This window comes from Flavobacterium sp. 9 (assembly GCF_002754195.1).
Lineage (GTDB): Bacteria > Bacteroidota > Bacteroidia > Flavobacteriales > Flavobacteriaceae > Flavobacterium.
The window spans coordinates 1,382,300-1,404,333 of the sequence record NZ_PEEU01000001.1 but is presented as its reverse complement, the minus strand read 5'-3'; the positions used below and the strand labels follow the sequence as shown (position 1 = coordinate 1,404,333).

Here is a 22,034-nt window from a genome sequence, read left to right as displayed (position 1 = left end):
AAAGTTATTGATAACTATTTTTAATTTTTATTACCTGAATTATGAAACACAAAGCAGTATCAATCCGACCATTTATTGGAGCCAAAGATTTTGAAATCTCCAGAAGCTTCTATCAGGATTTAGGTTTTGAAGAAGGCGTTTTAGATCCAAAGTTTTCTGTTTTTAAAACAGGAGATTTAGCCTTTTATCTTCAGGATTATTATGATAAAAGCTGGATTGAAAACACAATGATTTTTGTCGAAGTCGAAGATGTTGATTATTATTACAACGAACTTTTGAAACTCAATCTGACAGAGAAATACGGCGTAAAATTAACTCCAACAAAACATTTTGATTGGGGAAGCGAATGTTTTTTACACGATCCATCCGGAGTTTTGTGGCATTTTGGGAATTTTTCTGGTAAAGAGTATAAAAAATAGTTGTCCCGAATTTACTTCGCCTGTTTGCTATCGCTCAAGTTACAAATTGACAAATTATATTTTCAAATTAACTTGTTAGTTCATTTCGCTTGCAAATGCGCTGTATTTTGTTCTTAATTTCATGAATGGTTTCTCTATTGATTCATGAAGTAAAAAAGCAATTAACAAACATGATAAAATGCAAATTGCAAGTGTGAAATTACTATTAATATCGACATTAAAGCGCAAAAGAAATTGTTGTGTAAGATGAATAATTCCTTTGTGTGTTAAATAAATTCCATAAGAAAGCGTAGCAATAAATGTAGTTGTTTTTGAATTCCATTTATATAAAAAACATGTTGGACATATTGCACCTATAAGCATAAAACCGTATCCTAAGCCAATTAATGGGAATCCAAAAATTGTAGCATAAAAAGATCTTTCTTCATAACATAAAAAATATGCTCCTGTTAACAGTAATAAGCTAATAACTAAAAAAAGATTTCCAAATTTGGATAGTTTATTCCATAAAAGAGGTTTAAATTGGTAGATCGCAGCAATTGTAACTCCTATTAAAAGCCCGTCCAAACGATTGTATGTTGGATAATAAATAAATTTATACCAAAAAAGCCATGAATCGTCTTTATCAATATTTGGTAAATATAAACTGTACCAACTATACAATCGAACTGCAAATCCAAGAATAAATACAACAATTAATAACCAATACGATTTATTAAAAAACTTAGTTGACTGTAAAAAGATCAATAGAATTGGTAAAATCAAATAAAAGTGTTCTTCAACACAAAGAGACCAACCATGAGAAAATGTTCCAAAATCTCTTATATTCAATCCAAAGTTTTGAGTAAAAGTTAGTAATTTCCATAGAGGAGGAAGTGCTTCTTTTTCTCTGAAAAAAGGAAAGGCAAAATAAATTGCAGTAACAAACCAAAAGAGGGGAAGAATCCTGAAAAAACGTTTTAAGAAGAAATTTTTAAAGGAAATTTTTTCTCCATTTTTAATTTTATAAAACAGTTGAGAAGAAATTAAAAATCCGCTTAAAACAAAAAATAAATCGACACCAGTCCATCCAAATTTAGCTACACCTGTCAACCATTCAGGATAACCGAAAATAGGGATTTGATAATGGAATAAGAAGACAAAACATATTGCAAAAGCTCTTAAATGATCTAATCCGTATAATTTTTTCTGCACTTCAGTATTTGCTTTTTAAGTTTTTAAAACTCAAAGGTAATTGAAATCACAAGATTTAAAATTTTGAGAATTCAACTTTTATTAACAAAATTAAAAGAAGTAGATTTAAAATTATCTTAAATAAAAAGGATATAAATCAACCGTATTTTCTTCTCTTTGATACCAATCATTATAAACTAATTCAATATTTTCGACTTTAAATTCCCCGAAATCAAAATCACGAAATTTCTCTGCAACATCTATTAATTGTTTTGGATTTTGAAGCTTTTCCTGAAATCTTAAAACAGTAGAATGTGCAGTTGCAATGGCATATCGGCTATCAATACTTTGTTGTAAAGTTGACTTTTTAAAATTCTCGCGTAGTTTCTCGCGTAAGTTATTAAGAGATTCATCCGTTGGAAAACCTTGAATCATCAAAGCAGAAGGTGAAGCTGTAACGCCTTGAAATTTAATTTTGATTTCGTTGACATCGATCAGACTTTTTTTGATAATTTCAACGTAATCTGCAATTATAATTTTGTCTAAACTAAAACCTTCATAACACGAAATAATCGACATTACAGTAATATGAATATCAGAATCCGGATAATAATATTGTAAAGGATCGATCGCTTTTAATTTGTCTAAAAACAACTGGATATTAGCCTTAATAGTTTCGCTTGGTCTGATTAATAATGTAATCCCAAAACGCGAATCAGATTTGTCATTAATTTGAGAATCCAGTTTGTAATTTCCTGCTAAAATAGCTTCAGAAGATTTTTTGTAAAGTTCGTTATAGTGTTCTTGTAAATTCATTTCATATTATTTCTTTTTGACTTTTTCGAGATTTTGCTTTACTCTGAATTTCACAATTTTTGTGATTAAGTCAAAAGGCATTGGTTGATTTAAAGGAAATTGTACAGAACCTTTCCCTGATTTATATTTCGAAAGTTCAGCCGCAAAAGCTTCGTGTCCGCTTGGTAAAGCATACAAACCAATATGATTTTTGAAGGCAGCAAAATAAACCACAATTCCGTTTTGCTCAAAAGCCGGCATCGAATAACTGATTTTTTCTTTGGCATCCGGAGCCGCTTTTTGAATTGTCATTCTAACTTTCTCCAAAATTTCCTGAACATCATTTGGGAATGTGCCAATGTATTCGTCGATATTTGAAGGTTTCTTGGTTTCCATAGTTTTATTTTTTTGTTTCAGGTTTCAAGTTTCAGGTTTTGGATTGTCGTCACGAACTTGAAACAAAAAAAACTTGAAACTTGAAACTTTCTTTACGCAAGACCTTTCGGAAAACGATCCAAGACCAAATTCAACAAAATATTATGTTCTAAATACGCTTTGGCTCCAGCCAAAACTAACGTAAAACCTTCTGTAGAATTGCGAACCTGATCGATTATTTTATCTGAATCTCCTTTTAAACCGGAATTTGTAATGCTCACAAAAGTTTCATTTTCGTTTAACGGAGTAAAAATCCATTCGACCAAAGTGGTTTCATCAGGATTTCCCCATTCGATTACAATTTTTTTATTTTCCTGTAAAACATGCGTTGTCACCGTTAACGAAAACCCATACATTTCCCATGTCCATTCGGTTTTTGTGTCCTGTTCTAATTTTCCGGAACCTTTGGTAAACCAAAATTTGCGGGTGATTTCCGGATCAATAAAAGCCTGAAAAACTTCTGAAACAGGTTTTCTAATCAGCATTTCGGCTTTTGCGAAGTGGTTGTTTTCTACTTTCATTGTTGACTTGTGAGATGTTATTTGTAAAATGTTATTTGTGAGATGTAAAATGTTATTTGTAAAATGTGAAAAAGTTTCGTTTGTCATTCCGAGGTATGAGGAATCTCCGTAAGAAACTCCATAAAGAAAAGTCAATCTTTGGCGAGCTACTTGTGGAGATTCCTCGTTCCTCGGAATGACAAAACTGGCGTGTAAACTTGAAATTTTCAATGTTTTTTTCGAACATCTAATTTAAGAAAGAAATTCCAATTAAGATTAATTAAAAAATCCACACAAGTTTTTACCTGCATGGATTATAATCTAAAATCTAAAATCAGCAATCTAAAATATATTAGTTATTCTCTTATAGTTGTTTTGTCGTGCAAAGCGATTTCGGCAATTTCATCTTTACGTTTAAAGCTTACGCCTTGATGTTGTTGCATGTATTTTATAAGATCTGTTGTCGCTTTTACCATTTGTGGAGTTCCGCCAATGCGATCATGAAAACTAATAGACATTTGTCGGCGTTGTGTTTCACTTTCGGCATAAAGTTGGTCAAATTCCATTTTGGCTTGTTGTAAAAACTGATCTGCCGAAAAGTTTTTTCCTTCAATTAAAACAATATCATTACATCGAATTGTATACGGAATCACAGCAAAATCTTTGTTTTTTACCTGAATAATAAAAGGTTCATCTCGACTTAAATCATCAATATGGTATTTAAAACCAAGTTCTTGAAGGATTTCTAAAGTGTTTGTTCCGCGGCGAAGCCAGTTTGCATTGTAACCAACCGGTGTAAAACCTGTAACACTTTTTATGGCGTCAACACCATCTTTTATGAATTTCTTTTCTTCGTCATAAGGCATTGTGTATTGCGTACTCCAGCTCATTCCGTGCGCAGCAGCTTCATGACCTCTTTGTACAATTTCTTTGGCGAGTTGAGGATTTTTCAAAACCGCAGTTCCTACCATATGCGAAGTCACTTTTACGCCTAATTTATCCCAATTGTCCAGCATTCTCGGAACACCTTCTTTATAACCGTATTCGTACCAGGTTGCAGCAGGAAGATCAATGTATCCTTTTTGTATATTTTGAGGAAATGGACTTTCTGCATTTTGGGGTTGTCCACCAGCTTCAAATTGCATCGAAATAGAAACAATTAATCTGGAACCATCCGCCCATTTTGTTTTTTGAGGCGTAAATAAAGGAGCCGTTTTTGAAACTTCCGAAAAAGTTTCCAGAGGATTCATCATTCCAACCATACCGATAATTCCGGTTTGTTTTATAAAATTTCGTCTTGAACTCATAGTTTTTATTTTTTAATTAATAAATCAATTGCCCAGCTATTCGAATCAATAAAATGTAATAATAAGGCAAAAAATGCAATATGAATAAGTTGTGATGGAACTGCTTCCCAGTTCTCAATCATTGATGTTCCAAATAATAAGGCAAGCATTACAATGCCTCCGGCAATTAAGGATGGTTTCGTAAACAAGCCAAGCAATAGGAGTAAACCAATTGCGAATTCGGCTATTGGTAAAATGTAGCTAAAAGGTGTTACGATGAATTTTGGTAACATAGAATTTTCAAAACTGCCAATCATCCAATTACTGAAAGTGGTTAGTTTTGGTAAGCGTACCAATCCGTGTCCAAACATGCTAATGGCGATGGCAAGGCGTAATAATAAAAAAGAGGTTGTTTCCATTTTTGTATGATTTTATAGTACAAAGTTGCGAAGAACAACTTTTTAAAATTTGTACAATCATGGGATTAATTTGTATTTTTGGAAGATGGAAATTAGAAACTTATACCATCCTTTTGAACTTCAGTTTTTGGAAGTTTCGGAATATGAAGTCAAAGAACGTAAAAATACTTTTTTTGAAATGGTTTTTGTTTTAGAAGGGAAAGGAATTCAGATAATCAACGATCATCGATTGCCTTATAGCAACGATAAATTGTTTTTGATTTTTCCGCAAGATACGCATAGTTTTGAGGTTATAGAGAAAACAAAGTTTTTCTTTATCAGATTTCATGACAGTTATCTCAAAACACAAAGCAACGACTGGATTCAGAAATTGGAGTTTATCTTTCACAACCACAATCATTTACCGGGATGTATTTTAAAAACCGTAACCGATAAACCTTTGTTGCGTGCAATGGTAGAAGCGTTGATTAGAGAAGAAAGCAGTAATTTTCCGCAGCAGCAAGAAGTAATCAAACAAATTTTGAATACTATTATTACGATTGCTGCCAGAAATATTTCGCTTATTTCGCCACTTGCTCTTAATCAATCTAATGCAGAGTCCAGTTTAGATTTACTGAATTATGTGCATCATAATATTTATCAGCCGGAGGAATTAAAAGCAACAAAAATGGCTTTAAAATTCAATGTTTCGCCTACTTATATTAGTGAGTATTTTAAAACTAAAACGGGACAAAGCATTCAGCAATATACGATTGCCTACAAAGTAAAACTCATCGAAACCAGATTGAAATTTACTAATATGCAAATCAATGAAATTGTGTACGAGTTTGGTTTTAGCGATGCGAGCCACCTGAATCGATTGTTTAAAAAATATACAGGATTGAATCCGAGTGATTATAAGAAGCAGTTTAAAAAATAGATTAAAGTGGATCGTTAGATCTACTCGATTTTAAGTCCCAGCGGGACATATTTATAGAAAATCAAGAATTTATGCAGTAGAACCCCATCGGGGCGAAATATTTATCTATTCAATAATCATAAATATGTCGCTCCGCTGGAGCTTGATTGTAGGATCTCACACAAAATTTGCTATAAATATATTGCTCCTCTGGAGCTTTGATGTAAAAACTAATTACATTCAAGATTAATCTAAAGCTTTTTTCCATCAATCCATTTTCCAACTGTTGGAGGATCATAATTTTGCATCTGATCTAATAAATCATCAATACTATCGCTCACCAAAAGCATTTGCTGATTAACATCTTTCAATAAACCTTTCTCTACCATAACTTTCGTTAATTCAATTAAGGAATCATAAAATCCGTTGATGTTTAGAATTGCGATTGGTTTTTTATGCAAACCTAATTGTGCCCAGGTCAGCATTTCAAAAAGTTCTTCGAGAGTTCCAAAACCACCCGGAAGCGCGATAACGCCATCGCATAAATCGTTCATCTTGGTTTTTCTTTCGTGCATACTTTCGACCAAAATCAATTCGGTTAAACCGAGATGTGCGATTTCTTTAGATTTCAAAAAGTTCGGGAGAACTCCAATTACTTTTCCGCCTTCATTAAGAACGCCATCAGCAACAGCGCCCATTAAACCAACGTTTGCTCCGCCGTAAACTAATTCTATATTTTGTTTGGCCAATGTTTGTCCAAGTAATGTTGCTTGTTCTTTATAAATTTTTTCGGTACCAAAACTTGATCCGCAGAAGACTGTTATTCTTTTCATTTTTTTTATGTGAAATTATAAAAGTAAAAGTTTGATGTTTTGCTATAAATTTGTTCTTTATATTCAATTGATGCTGTAGACTTTGAGCAACTTATTTTTTCAATTCATATTCAAAATACGGTAAATCAACTCCATTCACGCTAAATAGAATATCATTGATTTTTTCTGCTCCGAGTTTTAAAACGGCTTTCTGCGAACGGAAATTTTCTGCTCCAATATGGAAAAGTACCGAATTAACGTGCTGAAAAGCATAATCGATCATTAATTTTTTGTTTGATTTGTTATATGGTCCTCCCCAAAATTTTCTGGATATAAACGTGTAGCCAATCCCAACGCTGGATTTTTCCGGATTATAATCATAAAAACTGCTTGTTCCCATTATTTCATTGGTTTGCTTATCAATAATTAAGAACGGATTTTTTGTAATTATGATATCAAAATAAGTTTTGAAAGCTTCTCTTTCATATCTGTTTTTTACAGGATTTTGTTCCCAAATTAACGGGTCGGAAGCAGCTTCAAATAATGCTTCAAAATGGTTATCTTTTAACGGGATTAACTTTGAAACTTCATTTTCTAAAATTTCAGGTTGTAAGTTAAAATTTGATATCATGATTTTTTTTTTTTTAGTTTATGTTGTTAATTCCTTCGTTGAAATGACATAAAATGTGAAGATAAATTGAGAATAAAAAATCTGTGTCAATCTGTTTAATTCGCAAAACCCGTGGGCAAACTAAATTAAATCTGTGTAATCTGAACACAAGAAACATTCTCCATTTTAACTTCTTTTCCAACTTTTTTAAGTAATCCCGTTTTTGAATTTCTTTTAAAAACTACCACATTTCCTGTAAGAACATTGGTTGCAATAAGAAATTTTCCGGTTTCATCGATAGCAAAAATCCTTGGATGTTCTCCTAAAGTCGATTGATAACCAATGTTTTTCAAAAGTCCATTTTGGTCAATTGAAAATATCGCGATATTGTTTTCTTTTCCTCTGTTTGTCGCGTATAGAAATTTTCCGTCGGGCGAAATATGAATGTCAGAACTTTCAAAACCTTCTTTAATCTTATCCGGATGTGTGTTTATGCGTTGAATTTTGGTCAAAATACCATTTTCATATTGATAAACGCTTATTGCTCCCGCCATTTCTTCGATACAATAACCAAATTTCTGATTAGGATGAAAAGTAAAATGTCTAGGTCCGGCTTCTAAATCGGTTTTTATAAAAGGATGATCTGTTTCTACAAGAGGTTGCTTTTGAGTTGCATCAAATTGGTAACAACGTATTTTATCGGCGCCAAGATCGGGCAGGAATAAATAATCATTTTGAGGCGAAAATACAGTAGAATGAATGTGTGATCTCGTTTGTCGTTCTTTATGGATACTTCCATCCATATACTGAAAATTTTGAGCAAGAGAATCTATTTTTCCGTCTTCTAAAAGCGGATGAACAGAAACACTTCCTTCCGTATAATTGCCATTTACGAGCCATTTCCCGCTTTTATGAACAGCAACATAAACAGGATTTTCACCGCCACTTTTTTGACTGTTCAAAAAGGTCAAAGTTTTATTTTCGGGATTAAACTCAAAACTACTAACACTTCCGGCATTTGGCGTTTTAGTTTCTGTACAAGCGTACAGATATTTTCCGTTTGGTGACAAAGTCAGATACGACGGATTTACAACATTTTTTACAGCTGTTATTTTGCTCAATTTTCCGTTTATAGTATCTAATTGATAAACCTGAATAGATTCGGCGGTTTTATCAGGATTATAAGATCCCAGAAAGACGTACGTATTTTGAGAAAACGCACTTACAGCAAACAGAAGCGCAATTACTAAGAAAGATATTTTTGATTTCAAGGTTTGTTGCCGTTTTATATTATGAAATAATCTTTAATCTAAATCCAAAAACAGCCAATTCTCCCTGCATAAAATCCAAATCTTCAGATCTTTTAAAATCTAGGTTTTCATACATTTTCCAGGCAGTTTTCATTGCCAAAGTCGAGTGAATTATAAGTTGCTGACGTTTATTATCAGTGGCTTTTTTGATGCATTCCTGCGTTAGAATTTTCCCAATTCCTTTTCCGCGAGCATTTGTATCAACGCCCAATAATCTAAAACCGGCTGCATTTTGTTCCTGAGTTGCGATTCCGCCGGAACCATAATATTTCATATCATTAAAATAAACTACGGCTCCAAGAATCGTATTGTTTTCGTCAATTGTAACTAAAAGTTCTGTTTCGGGATGATTGGTAAAATCGCCAATATTGGCCAACATTTTATAATAATTAGGTTGCTCATTTTCTTTCGGAAAACCATCTAATTGCGAATAAACACGAATCAATAATTTGCCTATTTCTTCAAATTCTGAAGGAAAAGCATTTCGGATAGTATAGTTTGAGTTATTCATTTTTTTGTTTATTAATGGCGTAATTTTTTATTCTCTTTTTTGTCATTCCGAGGAACGAGGAATCTTCGCAAGTAACTCCGTAAAGAAAACCCAATCTTTGTCGAGCTTCTCACGGAGATTCTTCGTTCCTCGGAATGACAAAGTAAACGTGTTCCAATCTATAATCTATAATCTATAATCTATAATCTATAATCTATAATCTATAATCTGCAATCTATTTAACTCCTTCCCACCATTGTTTAAATTCTTGTTTTTCATTTTTTAATTCGACTAATTCGCCAATCATTGGTGTTACAAGCGGAATCGGTTTTTCTGATGCTGCATTTAATTCTGTTACTTTTTTCAGAGGTTCATCCCAAGAATGGAGCGACAATGAAAATTTGGAAGAATGAACCGGAAAAACTCTTTTTGTATTCAAGTCTTTCATGGCTTTTATAACATCTTCAGGTAAGTTATGAATGTATTTCCAGGCAGGATTATATTGACCGTTATCGATAAGTGCAAGATCAAAAGGACCATAGTTTGCGCCAATATTCGCAAAGTGAGAATCGTAACCGCTATCACCGCCCAAATACATTTTAAAATCTTTGGATTCTAGTATAAAGGAAGTCCAAAGCGTGTTACAGCGATTAAAGCTTCTGCCCGAAAAATGCCTAGACGGAGCCGTATAAAGGGTTAAATTTTGATCTAGTTTGACTTTTTCGTGCCAGTCTTTTTCTATAATATTCTGAATTGGAAAATCCCAGAATTCGAAATGTGAACCAACACCAAGCGGACAGATTATTTTTTTTACTTTCGACTTTAATTTTATAATCGTTTCATAATCTAAGTGATCATAATGATCGTGTGTGATTAATAAAAAATCGATTTCCGGAAGTTCATCAACGGTATAAATATCGGTTCCTTTAAATGCTTTTGTTGTGCCGGCAATAGGCGAGGCGTTTCCGCTAAAAACAGGATCTATCAAAAAACGTTTTCCTTCAAGCTGAATATAATAAGAAGAATGTCCAAACCATACTAAAACATCCTGATTGATATCAAGTTGGAGTAAATTTGTTTTTATAGATGGGATTAAATCGGTTGGAATTTTTCGATCTACTTTCTTAAATAAGAAATAAGAAATTACAGAAAAGTATCCGTAACCTTCGGCAAGTTCCGGCGTGAAATTTTCGTTTTGAAATTTTCCGTTTTTATACTGTGGCGATTTTTGAATCAATTTCAGTCTTTCTCCAGAAGGTGCTTTCCCGAATTTTGGATGTTGTAAATAAAAGTAAAGTGCAATTCCTAAAGTAAAAATTATAAGTAATAAGGCTGTGATCATATTTTAGTTTGTGTGAAATTATTGGCAACATATTTTTAGGATAAAATCAAAAGATAATTTTATGCAAATTACAATTATCATAAACAATCCCAGATATAATCTAAAGCTTCGAAAATCTTTAACGGGGAAATGTTTCTGGAAAAATTTACTAACATTTTTGTAGTTATAAATACAATAGAAAAGGAGCGCTATGAAAATAAAAAAGAATATAAACTCTAAAATTAGATCATCATTTTGTTTTTGAGAGTTATTCTGCAGGAATATTGTATTCATTTAAGTTTTGAAAAATTATTTATCAGAATATAATTTCTTTGTGTTTTCTATCGAAAGAGAAATCATTTTCTTCAGAATTTCGGCGTCAATATCAGTTAATTTTTTCACATAAAGACATCCTTTCGAAGCTTTGTGTTTTCCTAATTTCGAAAGTAATTCTTCTTTCTCATCAGAAGGAGAATAGACGTAAAGTGAAATTGCTGCTTTTCTTGGAGAAAATGCTGCCAATGGTGCGTCTCCTTCGTGACCGCTGGCATATTTGTAATGATAACTTCCGAAACCAATAATGCTTGGTCCCCACATTTTAGGTTCAAAACCGGTGACTTCCTGCATTATTTTGATAAGTTCGAAAGAATCTTTTCTTTTGGTTTCATCATCAACAAAAGCACTTATGAAATCTTCGACATTGTTTTCTGTTTCTGTTGTTTTATTTTTTGCCATTTTTACTGGTTATAATTGTTTCAGGTTTCAAGTTTTCAGCTAATACTGAAGATTAAAACATTCCGTTTTCATTTTTTATATCTTTTGGAATCGATTGTCCCAAATCCCAAAGTTCTACTATTTTATCTGATTCAAATTTAAAAAGATGCACAACAGCTGCGCCTAAATCAGTTGAGTTTTGTTTTACATGCGAATGCACCGCAACCATATCTCCGTCTCTTAAAGCGTGATGAATTTTAAAAGTTTTATATGGATTTTTTCGTGATGATTCGTCCATTGCAAGCATTAAAGTTTCGGCATCGCCTTTAAAGTAAGCGTTGTGATGTTTAAAATTCTTGCCTACATAAAGTCGAAAAGCTTCGTGAGAATGCCCATTTGCTGCGAGTTTCAGGAATTCCTGCGCAATATATTTCTTAGTCATGATTTTAGAATTTAAAAGCTAACTAAGTTATGAAATTTACTTCTCTGAAATAAAAACAAGTACAGATTTATTGCCTTTTATTTTTAGGATAAAATAAAATCTACAATGGCTTCTGAATGGATTTTTGTGGTGTCAAAAACAGGAACTGAAAAGTCAGTTTGATCGATTAACAAAGGAATTTCGGTGCAGCCCAAAATAATACCTTCGGCTCCACGCGAGATTAATTCGTTTGCAATTTTAATATAGTTTTCTTTAGAATCCGGATTTATAATTCCTTTACCTAGTTCTTGTTTTAAAACGTGCTGTATATAATTTCGGCTTTCCTGACTTTCCGGAATCAATACATTTAAGCCAAAACTTTTTAGACGATCTTTATAGAAATCCATTTCCATAGAAAACGAAGTTCCTAATAGTCCAACGGTGGTGATTTTTTCTTGCGTTATGGCTTTTGCGGTTTCTGTACCAATATGAATTAGTGGTAATCCAATTTCTTTTTCGATTTTGTCCGCATGCATATGAGCTGTATTCGCACATAGTACAATGGCATCAACGCCACTTTTCTTTAAACTTAAGCAGGCATTCAGTATCAGTTCATATGAGTTTGGCCAGGTTTTTTCCTGAATATCTCCAAAGTTCAAAGAATAAATCAGGCATTCTGCAAATTGCAATCCGCCCAGTTTTTTATTAACGCCTTCGTTAATGAATTTATAATAATCGATTGTAGAAACCCAACTGGTTCCGCCAACAAGTCCAATTTTTTTCATTGATTTATTCTGGATTATTCTTTAAGTTAGATTACAACTTTTTGATCCTTTTTTGAGAACAATTTTATTGCCAGATATGCCATTGGTAAATAAGCAAAAACTAAATCTACAATGGTAAACCAAAGAGGAGAAGGCAATGTGAAAGTATTTACAATACCGCCTAACAAAAAGAAACAGCCAATTATTAAAGCCAGTTTTGCTTTGTGAGTCGAAGCAATTAAAACGGTGGCTATTGCGCCGGCAAAAGTTCCGAGTGCGTGTGCTAAAAATGGAAAAATAAAATGTTTTGGTTCAAACAAATGTATGGTTGCTTTTAAGCCTGCTACAGTTGTAACGTCGGCACCATTTGGAGCTGGAATAATCGAGTTGCTCAATAATAGGATGAACATATTGACAACGCTTCCCACAAAAAGACCAATAATAACGGCCAGAACACTTTTGAAAATCGGATTCATATCTTTCGTTTAATGGTAACGAATTTATGAAAATTAATGCTTGTATTTATTGAAACCGGATTTTAATTAACTAAAAGATTGCCTGAATTCTAAAGGCGAAACATTTGTCTTGATTTTGAATAATTTACTGAAGGATTGCTGATGTTCAAAACCCAATTCGAAGGCAATTTCGCTAATCGATAAATTAGTTGTCGAGAGCTTTTCTTTGGCTTTTTCGATCAATTTATCATGAATATGCTGTTGTGTGCTTTGACCGGTATGTAGTTTTAATAATCCGCTTAGATAATTTGGCGAAACGTTTAAATTTTCGGCAATATAATGAACCGTTGGTAATCCTTTTTTGGATAAAGAATCATTCGAAAAATAATCTTCGAGTAAGTTCTCTAAACGTTCCAACATTTTATGATTGCTGATTTTTCTGGTAATAAATTGGCGGTTATAAAAGCGCTCAGAATAGGTAAGCAGTAATTCGATTTGGGCAATAATCACATCCTGACTGAATTTGTCAATATTAGATTGATATTCGTTCTGAATGTTTTTGATGATGTTAATAATCATTTTTTCTTCTTTATCAGAAAGATGTAAAGCTTCATGAACTGAATATCCAAAATACTCGTATTGTTTAATTTTTTTGGCAAGTGGCGTATTCCACAAAAAATCAGGATGGACCAATAAGGACCATCCTGTATGCTGAAGTTCTGCATTTCCTTCTATAGAAAAAACCTGTCCCGGCGCAATAAATAGCAAAACACCTTCCTTAAAATCATATTCCTGCTGACCGTATCTCATGGTTGCATTTGCATGACGTTTTAATGCAATCGAATAAAAATCAAGCATCAAACTTTTAGGTTCCGCTTCGTTCAGATGTTTAAGATCTTCAAAGTTATAAACGCTGACTAACGGATGTTCGGGCTTTGGCAAATCTCTAAATTCATGAAATTCGCTTATACTTTTAATACGATGAGGTTGCTGATTTGCCATGTTACAAGTTACTTAATTTTGGTTATACAAAGCTGTAAAATCTTTTGCATATTCTGCCAGTTTTACTTTTCCCATTTCTGCTGGTCTGTTGTTATAGTAATCTTCACCAAGAGAACCGTTGTAAAGTCCAGCGTACATTTCGACCAAACCTGCGGCGATTTTGGGTTGCATTCCAATAGTTACCAAACCATCCAGAGTTTGCTGATCTGTTGATAAAACCCATTTTAAATCTGGTTTTCCAATCGCTTCACCTAAAATTCTGGCTGTTTCGTGACCTGTTAATTCCTCGCTTGCAACATAACGAATTTTCTTTCCGTCAAGCGGAGTTGTGATTTCGTCTGCAATTGCTTCTGCGATATCATAAGGTGAAACCCACGGAATAATTTCGTCAGCACCATAATTGGCAGTAATATGACCTTGAAATTTAATCATAGGAATATAGCTTTCCAGATTATAATAGAAAGAAGTTGGGCGCATAAAAGTAATCCCAACATCTGAAAGTTTGTTCAAGACACTTTCGATTTCATTATAACGCTGAATTATTCCTGAGTTTTTCTCTAAATGTGCGCCAATACTACTTAAAAATATTACACGTTTTACGCCTGAATTTTGGATAGCTTCGGCATAATTATTTCCGATTTTGCGGGTAAAAGCGTCCAAATCAAGATTAGGATCAAAATAATTGGCGCGCGGAATCATGCAATAAACGGCATCTGCGCCTGTAAAAGTTTGCGTAAGAAACACTACATCTTCTACAGATCCAATTGCAGCTTTGGCTCCTAAAGTTTCAATTTCTTTTTGTTTTCCTGCATCGCTTGTAATTATCGAAACGTCGTGTCCTTTTTGAACTAATTTCGTCGCTAATGGCTTGCTGATGTTCCCTAGAGAACCTGTAATTATAATTTTCATCGTTCTATTTTTTTGTTGTTACAAAGTTCCATAACAACAAATCAATTGCTTTAGCCAAATCTACGATTGTCTTAGCCTAAAATAGTACATGTATTATTTTGCAGAAAGTTTCTTCTCATTTTCGGTTTGAGGTTTGTCTTTTCCGTTTGGATTTCCGGTTCCGGTAGTAATTAAATTTTTTAGACTTTTCTGAATATAAGTTGTCCAGGCGTCTCTGCAAATATCAAAACACTCATATTCCGGAACCAAACCAAAATGTGTGAAGCGAAGTTCGGTTTTGCCGTCTTTCTCCGAAATTTCAAACGTAGGTTTTGTGTTGGTCCATTCGGTTTTATCTTCTGTAAATTTGAAATAGTTTTTCTCGATTAGCCAAACAATTTTCTGATTCGGAATTACTTCGATTAATTTTACTTTACAACGATGAACATCTTCATAATGATACTCAAATTCGTCGTTAAGTTTTGCAGTGTTTCCGTCAATTTCTTCTGACCACCAACCGCGAACATTGGTAACGGCATTAAAAACTTCTTGAGGAGATTGGTCTACTTTTATAGTTGTGGTAAAATCTGATGCACTCATAATTATTGTTTTTAGAAATTAGTATAACAAATGTACTTTCTAATAATCAATATATTAGGGTGTTAAGCTGACAATTATAAGGGGGATTTCAGACAAATTTATAATTTTATGATTTTAGAGTTTAGAATATAGAATATAGAATATAGATTGTTGGAGTCTGTGATGATGACTCATTAAATATTTTTCATTCTAAACAATCCAATCAATAAATTGATAATATAAATTGGTGTTGCAATAAACACAATGAGTAAAAATTCACTAACCAAAATAATGTTCATTAATTGGCGGTCATCAAAGTATTCTGGGAACACGGGATTTTGTAGAAACAATTTTCCGTAGAAAAAAGCACTCCAGTAAATTATAAAACTTCCAATTACAATTATAGTATGAATTATGGTTAAAGACTTTAAAAGCTGTTTCTTTAATAACTTCTGAACGAGCCAATATCCTAATCCCATTAAAAAATAGAATGTAAATAAAAGAATGGTTAACTGATAATTTGCAATAATAAGGTAAGTATCATGAATGTTGACATCTAATGTAGATTTGGGATCATTAATTTGATAAATAAACCCAATTATTAAAATAAGAACGGAGGTAATCCAGAATAAGTCATAAACTTTAAATTTTTTAATGTTCATTATAAGTTGATATTTATTGTTTTTAGGAACCGATATTTTAAACCCGACAGGTTTTTAAAACCTGTCGGGTTTGTTGTTGTGAAATCGTTAATTAGAAAGTCTTTTTTTATTTGTCTATATAATTTTTAATTTTCTCTACAAGTTTATCAAGTTGCGAAAAATGTTTTTCCATCACTTTTTCCAACTCTAAAGTTCCGCCCAAAATAAGCATTTCTTTATTTTTGAATCGTTGTCCAAGGCGATCTTCAAGCATAATGGTTTTCATACTTTGCGCCATTTCTATTTCTTCAAGAAACTCATTTGGATGACCAGCGGTACAAATTACAAGCCCAAGTGGAATTGTTTTCATCGGTTTTGAAGTTTCATTTTGTCCATAAGCATATCCAACCGAATAAACGCGATCAAACCAGCCTTTTAGTTTTGCCGGACAATCACTCCACCAAACCGGATATAGAAAAATAATACAATCTGCTTTTTCAATTTTTTCATGTTCGGCCAAAATATCTTTAGAAATAGGAAGATTCGTTTTTGCAAAACCTTCTCTTTCATATTCTTCTTCAGACATATCGCTTTGAAAATTCATTGCGTACAAATCAGAAATTTCAATGTTCCAACTTTGTTTTACCAAGACAGATTTCAGATGTTCTAAGACCTGAAAAGTATATGATTTTTTGCTCGGATGACTATAAACGATTAAAATATTCATTTTTCATGTTTTAAATTAAAAGGAATCAAATTGAAAAGAGAATGTAAAGTGTTTTATAGTACTAAATTACGAATAAAAACTAGTCGGCTACAAATTCTAAAATATCTCCTGGTTGGCAATCTAATACTTTGCAAATTGCTTCAAGCGTACTAAACCGAATCGCTTTTGCCTTGCCGGTTTTTAATATCGAAAGGTTTGATAAAGTTAAGTCGACTTTTTCAGAAAGTTCGTTTAATGACATTTTTCTTTTCGCCATCATCACATCTAAATTCACTATTATTGGCATGATTTATATCGTTAGTTCGTTTTCTTTTTGTAATTCAACGCCTTTTGCAAAAAGCTGAGAGATAAAATACAATATCATGGCAAAGAATAAAAAGGCATCTCCAAGTCCGATATGGTCCATAATATTTGGAAGAGGTATTTTCATAGCCGTAAATTTTTCAGAATACGACACTACTACTTTACTGAAAATCCCAATTATCAAAGCAAATGCGCTCATTTTTTGAATCAATTTACCAATAGTTTCATGAAAAGGACTAACCATATTGATCTTCATGAAAATCTGAATTAAGGTATAAAACAGCAGTGCTTCAAAAATCGTAATTACAATAATACAGAAAACCATTATTGTATAATCTACTTCATCATAGGCTTTTAATTGCGATAAATCTAAACCTATTGATAAATTTTTTGCTGCAATTTCGGGGTAGTTCTTAGTTATAAAATAAGATACTAATAGTGAGCCCGCTTTTACACAAGTTCCAATAAATGCAATCCATGAAACAACGTTCAGGATTTTTAAAATGATGGTTGATTTTGTTGACATAATATTTTGATTTTAGATAAACATATAGCAAATGTAAATAAAAATTTATTGATAAACGATAAATTTTTATTTAAAAGTAAAAAATATTTGCCTTTAAAAAGTTTTTCGACTCTTTAAAAAAGGATTGTATTCAGTAAAAACAAGGGATTTTTATTTTTTTAGGAGCAGAAAAAATATTTCCAACAAGAAGTCTTGTCCCGCTTTCCACTATATCTTTTCATCCGCTTGAGGCGGATGAAAAGGATGTCGTTTCAATCGGGGCTATGCCAGAAATCTATGATTTTTAAAACCTTCTTTGATTTTGCTGCTGAAAATAAAGAGTTCGATTTTTTTTAATTTGCTTTAATCAGGAGTAATTTTCTGCCTTCGTTAATCATTCTCACACCATAAGAAATGGTTGCAATTGCACAACCTAAACTAACCACAACGTTTGCAAGATTTACCGGTATTACTTTTTGGGTTATTAAATAAATGCCAAGTATGGCAAAGAAGCAAGTCCAGGTTCCCATATAATAATCAAAAGTACGGTTGAAAATTTTGGCTAACGGAAAAAAGTGCAGACCGACAGCTAAAGCAAAAAACGAAATAAATAATTCGTTGTGATTGATGTTCATTAAAACATTTTTAGCCACTAGTATTCCCAAACCTTCTAAACCAAAGATGATTAAGAACCATTTTTCTTTACTTTTTTCTTCGGCAGTTTTTTCTTCGACAGTATCAGCCAGTGTTTTTTGTGCTTTGGTAAACGTAAAATAGAAGTATAAAAAGGCTGTAATGATAAAACCTAAAAGGACTCCAACAAGTCTGTAATCTTTATTTTCGAGATAATATTCGGCTATAAAAGCCCAAATTGCTGTATTGATAATCATGAAGAATAATCCTCCAATTGGTTTGTCGATGTCTTTTTTTGTAATTTGTGTCATTTGGGGTTTTGTTTGATTATTGTTTATTAATTGGTTTTATTTAGATTTTCTCCATTCTTCAATTGTCATCAATTTATTGTTTTTTTCATCGTAATATTTTATTTCGAAATTTTTTTGAGGATAAATGAAAAAACTAAATTGTGTTACAAAATCTTCAGGTTGAAATCCTGTATTTTCGCCAACTTTTATCCAATAATAATCTTTATCATTTATTTGTGGTGATTCAAATATAGAAACACTTTTGTGTTTTGCTTCCGGCATATCAAAAATCATTTCGAAAATTTTAGTTCTATTTTCGTTATCTGAATCCGCGATATCGAAACTTGGATTTTGAGTTGGAAAATAAGTTTCATCTAATAATTTAGGACTAGTTTTGTTAAGTTCTTCAAATCTTGCAATAGCCCATGGATAATAAGTATAATGCTTTATTTCTTTGTTTTCTTTTATTTCTTTGTAAATAATTTTGGCTTCTTTTTTATTTCCAATGACTTCATTATAATTACCTAAAACATAATCATAAATATAATAACCTTTTCCAATTTTGTCAATTGCGATTTTGGCTTTGTCAAATCGTTTTAGTTTAACATAATTAGCAGCATAAGCTGTACCATAATTCAACTCATCATAACCTTCCTTATCTAATTCTTTAATAGACTGGTCGTATTTGCCCATTTTATAATACAACTCTGCTTTAAAATAATTAATGCTACTTTCTACGTTTTTTCTTATTCGGGATTTATACTCGTCTTTTTCTTTTTGAAAGGCATTTAATAGGCTATCTGCTTTTGTGATTGCTATTTCTGGATTTTTTTCTGATTCTGAATAAAGCACTACCAATTGGTTATCAAATTTTTCAAGTTCAACAGATATTTTATCCATTTCTTTATGTATTTCTATATGACTTTCTTCTTCACTTAGAGGTGGCAAGCTATTTTTGCAGGAAAAAATGCAAATCGAAATTATAAGACTACAAAGAAATTTCATTGTTTAAATGTTATGTGTTAAATCAAAGTTTTTAATGATTATGTGACTTTTTGAGAATAAAAATTTAATCAATTTTTTTTAATAATTCAAAAAGTATATATCCGCCATGTTCAGATTGTCCGCGTTCTACTGCGAAAAAGCCTTTTTTGAGATAAAACTCAACGGCTTTTGTGTTGTTTTCGAGACATTTTAAAGTAATTGGAAGTTTGGTTTTTTGGATTGCTGCTTTTAATAATTCAGTTCCGATGCCTTTTCCCTGTTGGTTTTGATCAATATATAAGTGATGAATAAAATTGCCTTTCATCCAGATCGAAATAAAACCTACTGGAATATCTTCAAGAATAGCAACCAATATAAATTCTCCTTTTGTATATCGATCAAAATCATTCAACTTAAATTCTAAAGGATCGAGCCAATGAAAGGTGTTTTGCCTTTCTTTTAAAAACAACTTTCTTAAGGAATCATAGTCGCTTTTTCTAATCGGTACTATTTTCATTTGGTGTAAAACAATTTTCTATTTAAAAACTTTAGATTCGTTTTCGAGCATTTTTTCGATATTAAAGTAAATACCGTCTACTTTGTACACGCCTTTTTCGAAGCTTAAATAATCGCAATTACCAACGAGAGATTGAGATTTAGATTCGACTTCAAAAACATTAAGCATTACATATTCATGTTCTACTAATATAACATGAAATCCGGTTTCGCATTGTTTTCCGTCTCCGCTCGAAAAAATAGCATTCAAAATGTTATGAAATTTTAAAGAAGCCATATCAGATGCTTTTTCATCGCCTTTGAGATGATAAACATAAGTTAGAAAATTGAGTTGTCTTAAATCAAATGGAAAATCTATTAAAGAGTGATTGGCAAGTTTTATGATTTCGTCATAATCGTTGACTTCTAGTTTTTCTTTGGCATAAAATTCACTAAGTTTTTTTTCGTCGGGTGATTTCCAAAAAGCATCGTATTTAGGCTGAAAAACGTATCCAAGATACAAATGTTGATAATCATCAGTGGTTAAAAGGGTATCATTACTAACAAATCGTTCCATTAATTTGGGATAATAATAAGGCGATTTTTGGTCTTTGATCTCTTTTTCTATTGCTTTATAATCCGGAACTTTAAAATTGGCTTCTTGCGAGAATGACGTAATTGTGAGTAATAATACTGTGAGGAGTAAAATTTTTCTAATCATGGTTTTGGTTTTTTGGTTTTGATTGAAATAAAGTACGTATTATCGAAGTTAAATGGCTTTGTTATTTTAGTCGTTCGAGTAAACCTTTGCGTTTGACGATGTTTTTATAATCCCATTGTATTTCGGTGGCTTTTTTAAGCCAGCGTTTTAAGTCTTCTTTATTTATTTGTTCAGCAGCTGTAAAACGAATTTCTGAAGCTTTGAAGGAACCTTCGTTTACCAATTTTTCTTCGTCAAAAGATTGTCCGCTCCAGAATAATAGGCGAACACAATTTTTGAGTTTGCTGTAACCTACAATTGGATTTCCGTCAAGAAACCAAACCGGATGCGCATGCCAGATTTTGTTTTCGTAATCTGTCAGGTTTTCGTTGATTAAAATAGCCAATTGATTGCAGATTTCTTTGTCTGAATTAGTTTGCGAATTATTATAATCTTGTACGGCTGCATTCATGATAATGAGCTTTTTTTATTTGAATTGGAACTGAGGAATAACTTATTATGAGGCTTTTTTAAAGTTATTTCTCATAGCTAAATTAGTCTTTTTTTTATTGCAATAAATCAATCTAAAATGAATTTTGTTTTGGAATTCTGAGCTCGCGTGAGGGATAATAGTGAAAAGCCCACAGCCTGACGTAGGAAGTGCGAGGACTTGCAGCGATCCCGAAGCTTCGGGACGGTTCGTCGCGGCGAAACACGCCCAAATAAAAAAAAATCCGACTTGTTTTCACAAATCGGATCTTAGTATTTTATGTTGAATGTTGGTTACAATTGCTCCACTTTTCCGGTATGTACATCGTATCGCATAGAAACAATTTGAATTTTATGTTCTTTTACAATTGGATTGTTCTGAATTAATTTTGTAGAATGTTTGATATTCGCGTCAATTGCTCCTAAATAATTTGTTGCTTTTGGAGTTGTTTTGTCTGCGTCGATCTCTTCTTTTTCTTGTGATATTGTTTCAACTATATTATCAATATGATTGAAGTGTTTTTTGTAAGCTCCGTCTTTGTCATTAATATATGCTTTTACGGCACCACATTCAGTGTGACCTAAAACGACAATTAGTCTAGTATCAAGATGTTCGATAGCATATTCGATGCTTCCCATATCGATATCAGAAATTAAATTTCCGGCATTACGAATCACAAATAAATCTCCAATTCCCTGATCAAATACGATTTCTGGTGAAACTCTGCTGTCTGAACAAGTGATAATGACAGCAAAAGGTTTTTGTCCGTCTTGATTTGCTAAAACACTTTCTTTGCCTTGATGCGGATGAATTGATTTCTCGTCCAGAAAACGTTTGTTTCCTTCAGTTAGTTTTTCAATTGAAGTTAGATTTTTGTTTGCTTCTGTAATGTTGTTTTTATTGCAACTAAGTATTGAAAAAATTATTGAAAATACTATAAATGCAAGAATTGATATTTTTGTTTTCATGTTGCTG

General features: G+C 32.3%; 30 protein-coding genes. 2 read left to right on the top strand and 28 right to left on the bottom strand.

The window, feature by feature from the left end:
* Positions 1–41 precede the first annotated feature (41 nt).
* Positions 42–419 (top strand): VOC family protein, encoded by a 378-nt coding sequence (locus CLU81_RS05065; RefSeq protein WP_099708836.1) that lies wholly within the window; start codon positions 42–44, stop codon positions 417–419.
* A gap of 75 nt (positions 420–494) precedes the next feature.
* Here CLU81_RS05065 and CLU81_RS05060 read toward each other — a convergent pair whose 3' ends face one another.
* From CLU81_RS05060 to CLU81_RS05035, 6 genes are all read right to left on the bottom strand, one after another.
* Positions 495–1,613: an acyltransferase gene (locus CLU81_RS05060; protein ID WP_099708835.1), complete on the bottom strand. Its 1,119-nt coding sequence runs from the start codon at positions 1,611–1,613 to the stop codon at positions 495–497.
* Between the two features lie 111 nt (positions 1,614–1,724).
* Positions 1,725–2,408, bottom strand: coding sequence for a 2'-5' RNA ligase family protein (locus CLU81_RS05055; protein WP_099708834.1), 684 nt, complete (start codon positions 2,406–2,408; stop codon positions 1,725–1,727).
* Between the two features lie 6 nt (positions 2,409–2,414).
* Positions 2,415–2,783 carry an iron chaperone gene (locus CLU81_RS05050; RefSeq protein WP_099708833.1) on the bottom strand — a complete coding sequence of 123 codons (369 nt, stop codon included), beginning with the start codon at positions 2,781–2,783 and terminating at the stop codon, positions 2,415–2,417.
* 92 nt (positions 2,784–2,875) lie between these two features.
* Positions 2,876–3,343, bottom strand: a complete 468-nt coding sequence (locus CLU81_RS05045; protein ID WP_099708832.1) for an SRPBCC family protein — start codon at positions 3,341–3,343, stop codon at positions 2,876–2,878.
* Between the two features lie 335 nt (positions 3,344–3,678).
* Positions 3,679–4,629: a polysaccharide deacetylase family protein gene (locus CLU81_RS05040; RefSeq protein ID WP_099708831.1), complete on the bottom strand. Its 951-nt coding sequence runs from the start codon at positions 4,627–4,629 to the stop codon at positions 3,679–3,681.
* Between the two features lie 5 nt (positions 4,630–4,634).
* Positions 4,635–5,027, bottom strand: coding sequence for a DoxX family membrane protein (locus tag CLU81_RS05035; RefSeq protein WP_099708830.1), 393 nt, complete (start codon positions 5,025–5,027; stop codon positions 4,635–4,637).
* An 85-nt stretch (positions 5,028–5,112) separates the two neighbouring features.
* Between CLU81_RS05035 and CLU81_RS05030 the strand changes: the two genes are divergently transcribed.
* Positions 5,113–5,946 carry an AraC family transcriptional regulator gene (locus CLU81_RS05030; RefSeq protein WP_099708829.1) on the top strand — a complete coding sequence of 278 codons (834 nt, stop codon included), beginning with the start codon at positions 5,113–5,115 and terminating at the stop codon, positions 5,944–5,946.
* Positions 5,947–6,176: 230 nt separating this feature from the next.
* Here the strand turns inward: CLU81_RS05030 and CLU81_RS05025 are convergent, their stop codons facing one another.
* The 22 genes from CLU81_RS05025 to CLU81_RS04920 all read right to left on the bottom strand — a co-directional run bounded on the left by CLU81_RS05025 (position 6,177) and on the right by CLU81_RS04920 (position 22,027).
* Positions 6,177–6,758, bottom strand: coding sequence for a TIGR00730 family Rossman fold protein (locus tag CLU81_RS05025; protein WP_099708828.1), 582 nt, complete (start codon positions 6,756–6,758; stop codon positions 6,177–6,179).
* A gap of 91 nt (positions 6,759–6,849) precedes the next feature.
* Positions 6,850–7,368, bottom strand: coding sequence for a GNAT family N-acetyltransferase (locus CLU81_RS05020; protein ID WP_099708827.1), 519 nt, complete (start codon positions 7,366–7,368; stop codon positions 6,850–6,852).
* 125 nt (positions 7,369–7,493) lie between these two features.
* Positions 7,494–8,618, bottom strand: a complete 1,125-nt coding sequence (locus CLU81_RS05015) for a lactonase family protein (protein ID WP_099708826.1) — start codon at positions 8,616–8,618, stop codon at positions 7,494–7,496.
* A 19-nt stretch (positions 8,619–8,637) separates the two neighbouring features.
* Positions 8,638–9,168: a GNAT family N-acetyltransferase gene (locus CLU81_RS05010; protein WP_099708825.1), complete on the bottom strand. Its 531-nt coding sequence runs from the start codon at positions 9,166–9,168 to the stop codon at positions 8,638–8,640.
* Between the two features lie 214 nt (positions 9,169–9,382).
* Positions 9,383–10,489, bottom strand: coding sequence for an MBL fold metallo-hydrolase (locus CLU81_RS05005; RefSeq protein WP_099708824.1), 1,107 nt, complete (start codon positions 10,487–10,489; stop codon positions 9,383–9,385).
* A 288-nt stretch (positions 10,490–10,777) separates the two neighbouring features.
* Positions 10,778–11,203, bottom strand: coding sequence for a DUF1801 domain-containing protein (locus CLU81_RS05000; RefSeq protein WP_099708823.1), 426 nt, complete (start codon positions 11,201–11,203; stop codon positions 10,778–10,780).
* A 52-nt stretch (positions 11,204–11,255) separates the two neighbouring features.
* The gene (locus tag CLU81_RS04995; RefSeq protein ID WP_099708822.1) at positions 11,256–11,624 is read right to left on the bottom strand and encodes a nuclear transport factor 2 family protein; all 369 of its coding nucleotides are present in this window, start codon (positions 11,622–11,624) and stop codon (positions 11,256–11,258) included.
* A gap of 83 nt (positions 11,625–11,707) precedes the next feature.
* Entirely contained in the window at positions 11,708–12,388 is a 681-nt protein-coding gene (locus tag CLU81_RS04990; RefSeq protein ID WP_099708821.1) for an aspartate/glutamate racemase family protein, read from the bottom strand.
* 26 nt (positions 12,389–12,414) lie between these two features.
* Positions 12,415–12,843 (bottom strand): hypothetical protein, encoded by a 429-nt coding sequence (locus tag CLU81_RS04985; protein WP_099708820.1) that lies wholly within the window; start codon positions 12,841–12,843, stop codon positions 12,415–12,417.
* 66 nt (positions 12,844–12,909) lie between these two features.
* Positions 12,910–13,824 carry an AraC family transcriptional regulator gene (locus CLU81_RS04980; protein WP_099708819.1) on the bottom strand — a complete coding sequence of 305 codons (915 nt, stop codon included), beginning with the start codon at positions 13,822–13,824 and terminating at the stop codon, positions 12,910–12,912.
* A gap of 12 nt (positions 13,825–13,836) precedes the next feature.
* Positions 13,837–14,733 carry an NmrA family NAD(P)-binding protein gene (locus tag CLU81_RS04975; protein WP_099708818.1) on the bottom strand — a complete coding sequence of 299 codons (897 nt, stop codon included), beginning with the start codon at positions 14,731–14,733 and terminating at the stop codon, positions 13,837–13,839.
* 93 nt (positions 14,734–14,826) lie between these two features.
* On the bottom strand, positions 14,827–15,312 hold the full coding sequence (locus CLU81_RS04970) for an SRPBCC domain-containing protein (protein WP_099708817.1): 486 nt from the start codon (positions 15,310–15,312) through the stop codon (positions 14,827–14,829).
* Positions 15,313–15,485: 173 nt separating this feature from the next.
* Positions 15,486–15,953, bottom strand: a complete 468-nt coding sequence (locus CLU81_RS04965) for a hypothetical protein (protein ID WP_099708816.1) — start codon at positions 15,951–15,953, stop codon at positions 15,486–15,488.
* 106 nt (positions 15,954–16,059) lie between these two features.
* The gene (locus CLU81_RS04960) at positions 16,060–16,659 is read right to left on the bottom strand and encodes an NAD(P)H-dependent oxidoreductase (protein WP_099708815.1); all 600 of its coding nucleotides are present in this window, start codon (positions 16,657–16,659) and stop codon (positions 16,060–16,062) included.
* A 79-nt stretch (positions 16,660–16,738) separates the two neighbouring features.
* Positions 16,739–16,945, bottom strand: coding sequence for a helix-turn-helix transcriptional regulator (locus CLU81_RS04955; RefSeq protein ID WP_099708814.1), 207 nt, complete (start codon positions 16,943–16,945; stop codon positions 16,739–16,741).
* 3 nt (positions 16,946–16,948) lie between these two features.
* Positions 16,949–17,488, bottom strand: coding sequence for a DUF2975 domain-containing protein (locus CLU81_RS04950; protein ID WP_099708813.1), 540 nt, complete (start codon positions 17,486–17,488; stop codon positions 16,949–16,951).
* A 332-nt stretch (positions 17,489–17,820) separates the two neighbouring features.
* Complete coding sequence (locus CLU81_RS04945; RefSeq protein ID WP_099708812.1) at positions 17,821–18,411, bottom strand: hypothetical protein; 591 nt, start codon at positions 18,409–18,411, stop codon at positions 17,821–17,823.
* A gap of 36 nt (positions 18,412–18,447) precedes the next feature.
* Complete coding sequence (locus CLU81_RS04940) at positions 18,448–19,290, bottom strand: hypothetical protein (protein WP_144444468.1); 843 nt, start codon at positions 19,288–19,290, stop codon at positions 18,448–18,450.
* Positions 19,291–19,459: 169 nt separating this feature from the next.
* Complete coding sequence (locus CLU81_RS04935) at positions 19,460–19,891, bottom strand: GNAT family N-acetyltransferase (protein WP_099708810.1); 432 nt, start codon at positions 19,889–19,891, stop codon at positions 19,460–19,462.
* 18 nt (positions 19,892–19,909) lie between these two features.
* Positions 19,910–20,590: a DUF4919 domain-containing protein gene (locus CLU81_RS04930; RefSeq protein WP_099708809.1), complete on the bottom strand. Its 681-nt coding sequence runs from the start codon at positions 20,588–20,590 to the stop codon at positions 19,910–19,912.
* A gap of 61 nt (positions 20,591–20,651) precedes the next feature.
* Positions 20,652–21,041, bottom strand: coding sequence for a DUF1801 domain-containing protein (locus CLU81_RS04925; RefSeq protein ID WP_099708808.1), 390 nt, complete (start codon positions 21,039–21,041; stop codon positions 20,652–20,654).
* A gap of 311 nt (positions 21,042–21,352) precedes the next feature.
* Complete coding sequence (locus tag CLU81_RS04920; protein ID WP_099708807.1) at positions 21,353–22,027, bottom strand: carbonic anhydrase; 675 nt, start codon at positions 22,025–22,027, stop codon at positions 21,353–21,355.
* Positions 22,028–22,034 lie beyond the last annotated feature (7 nt).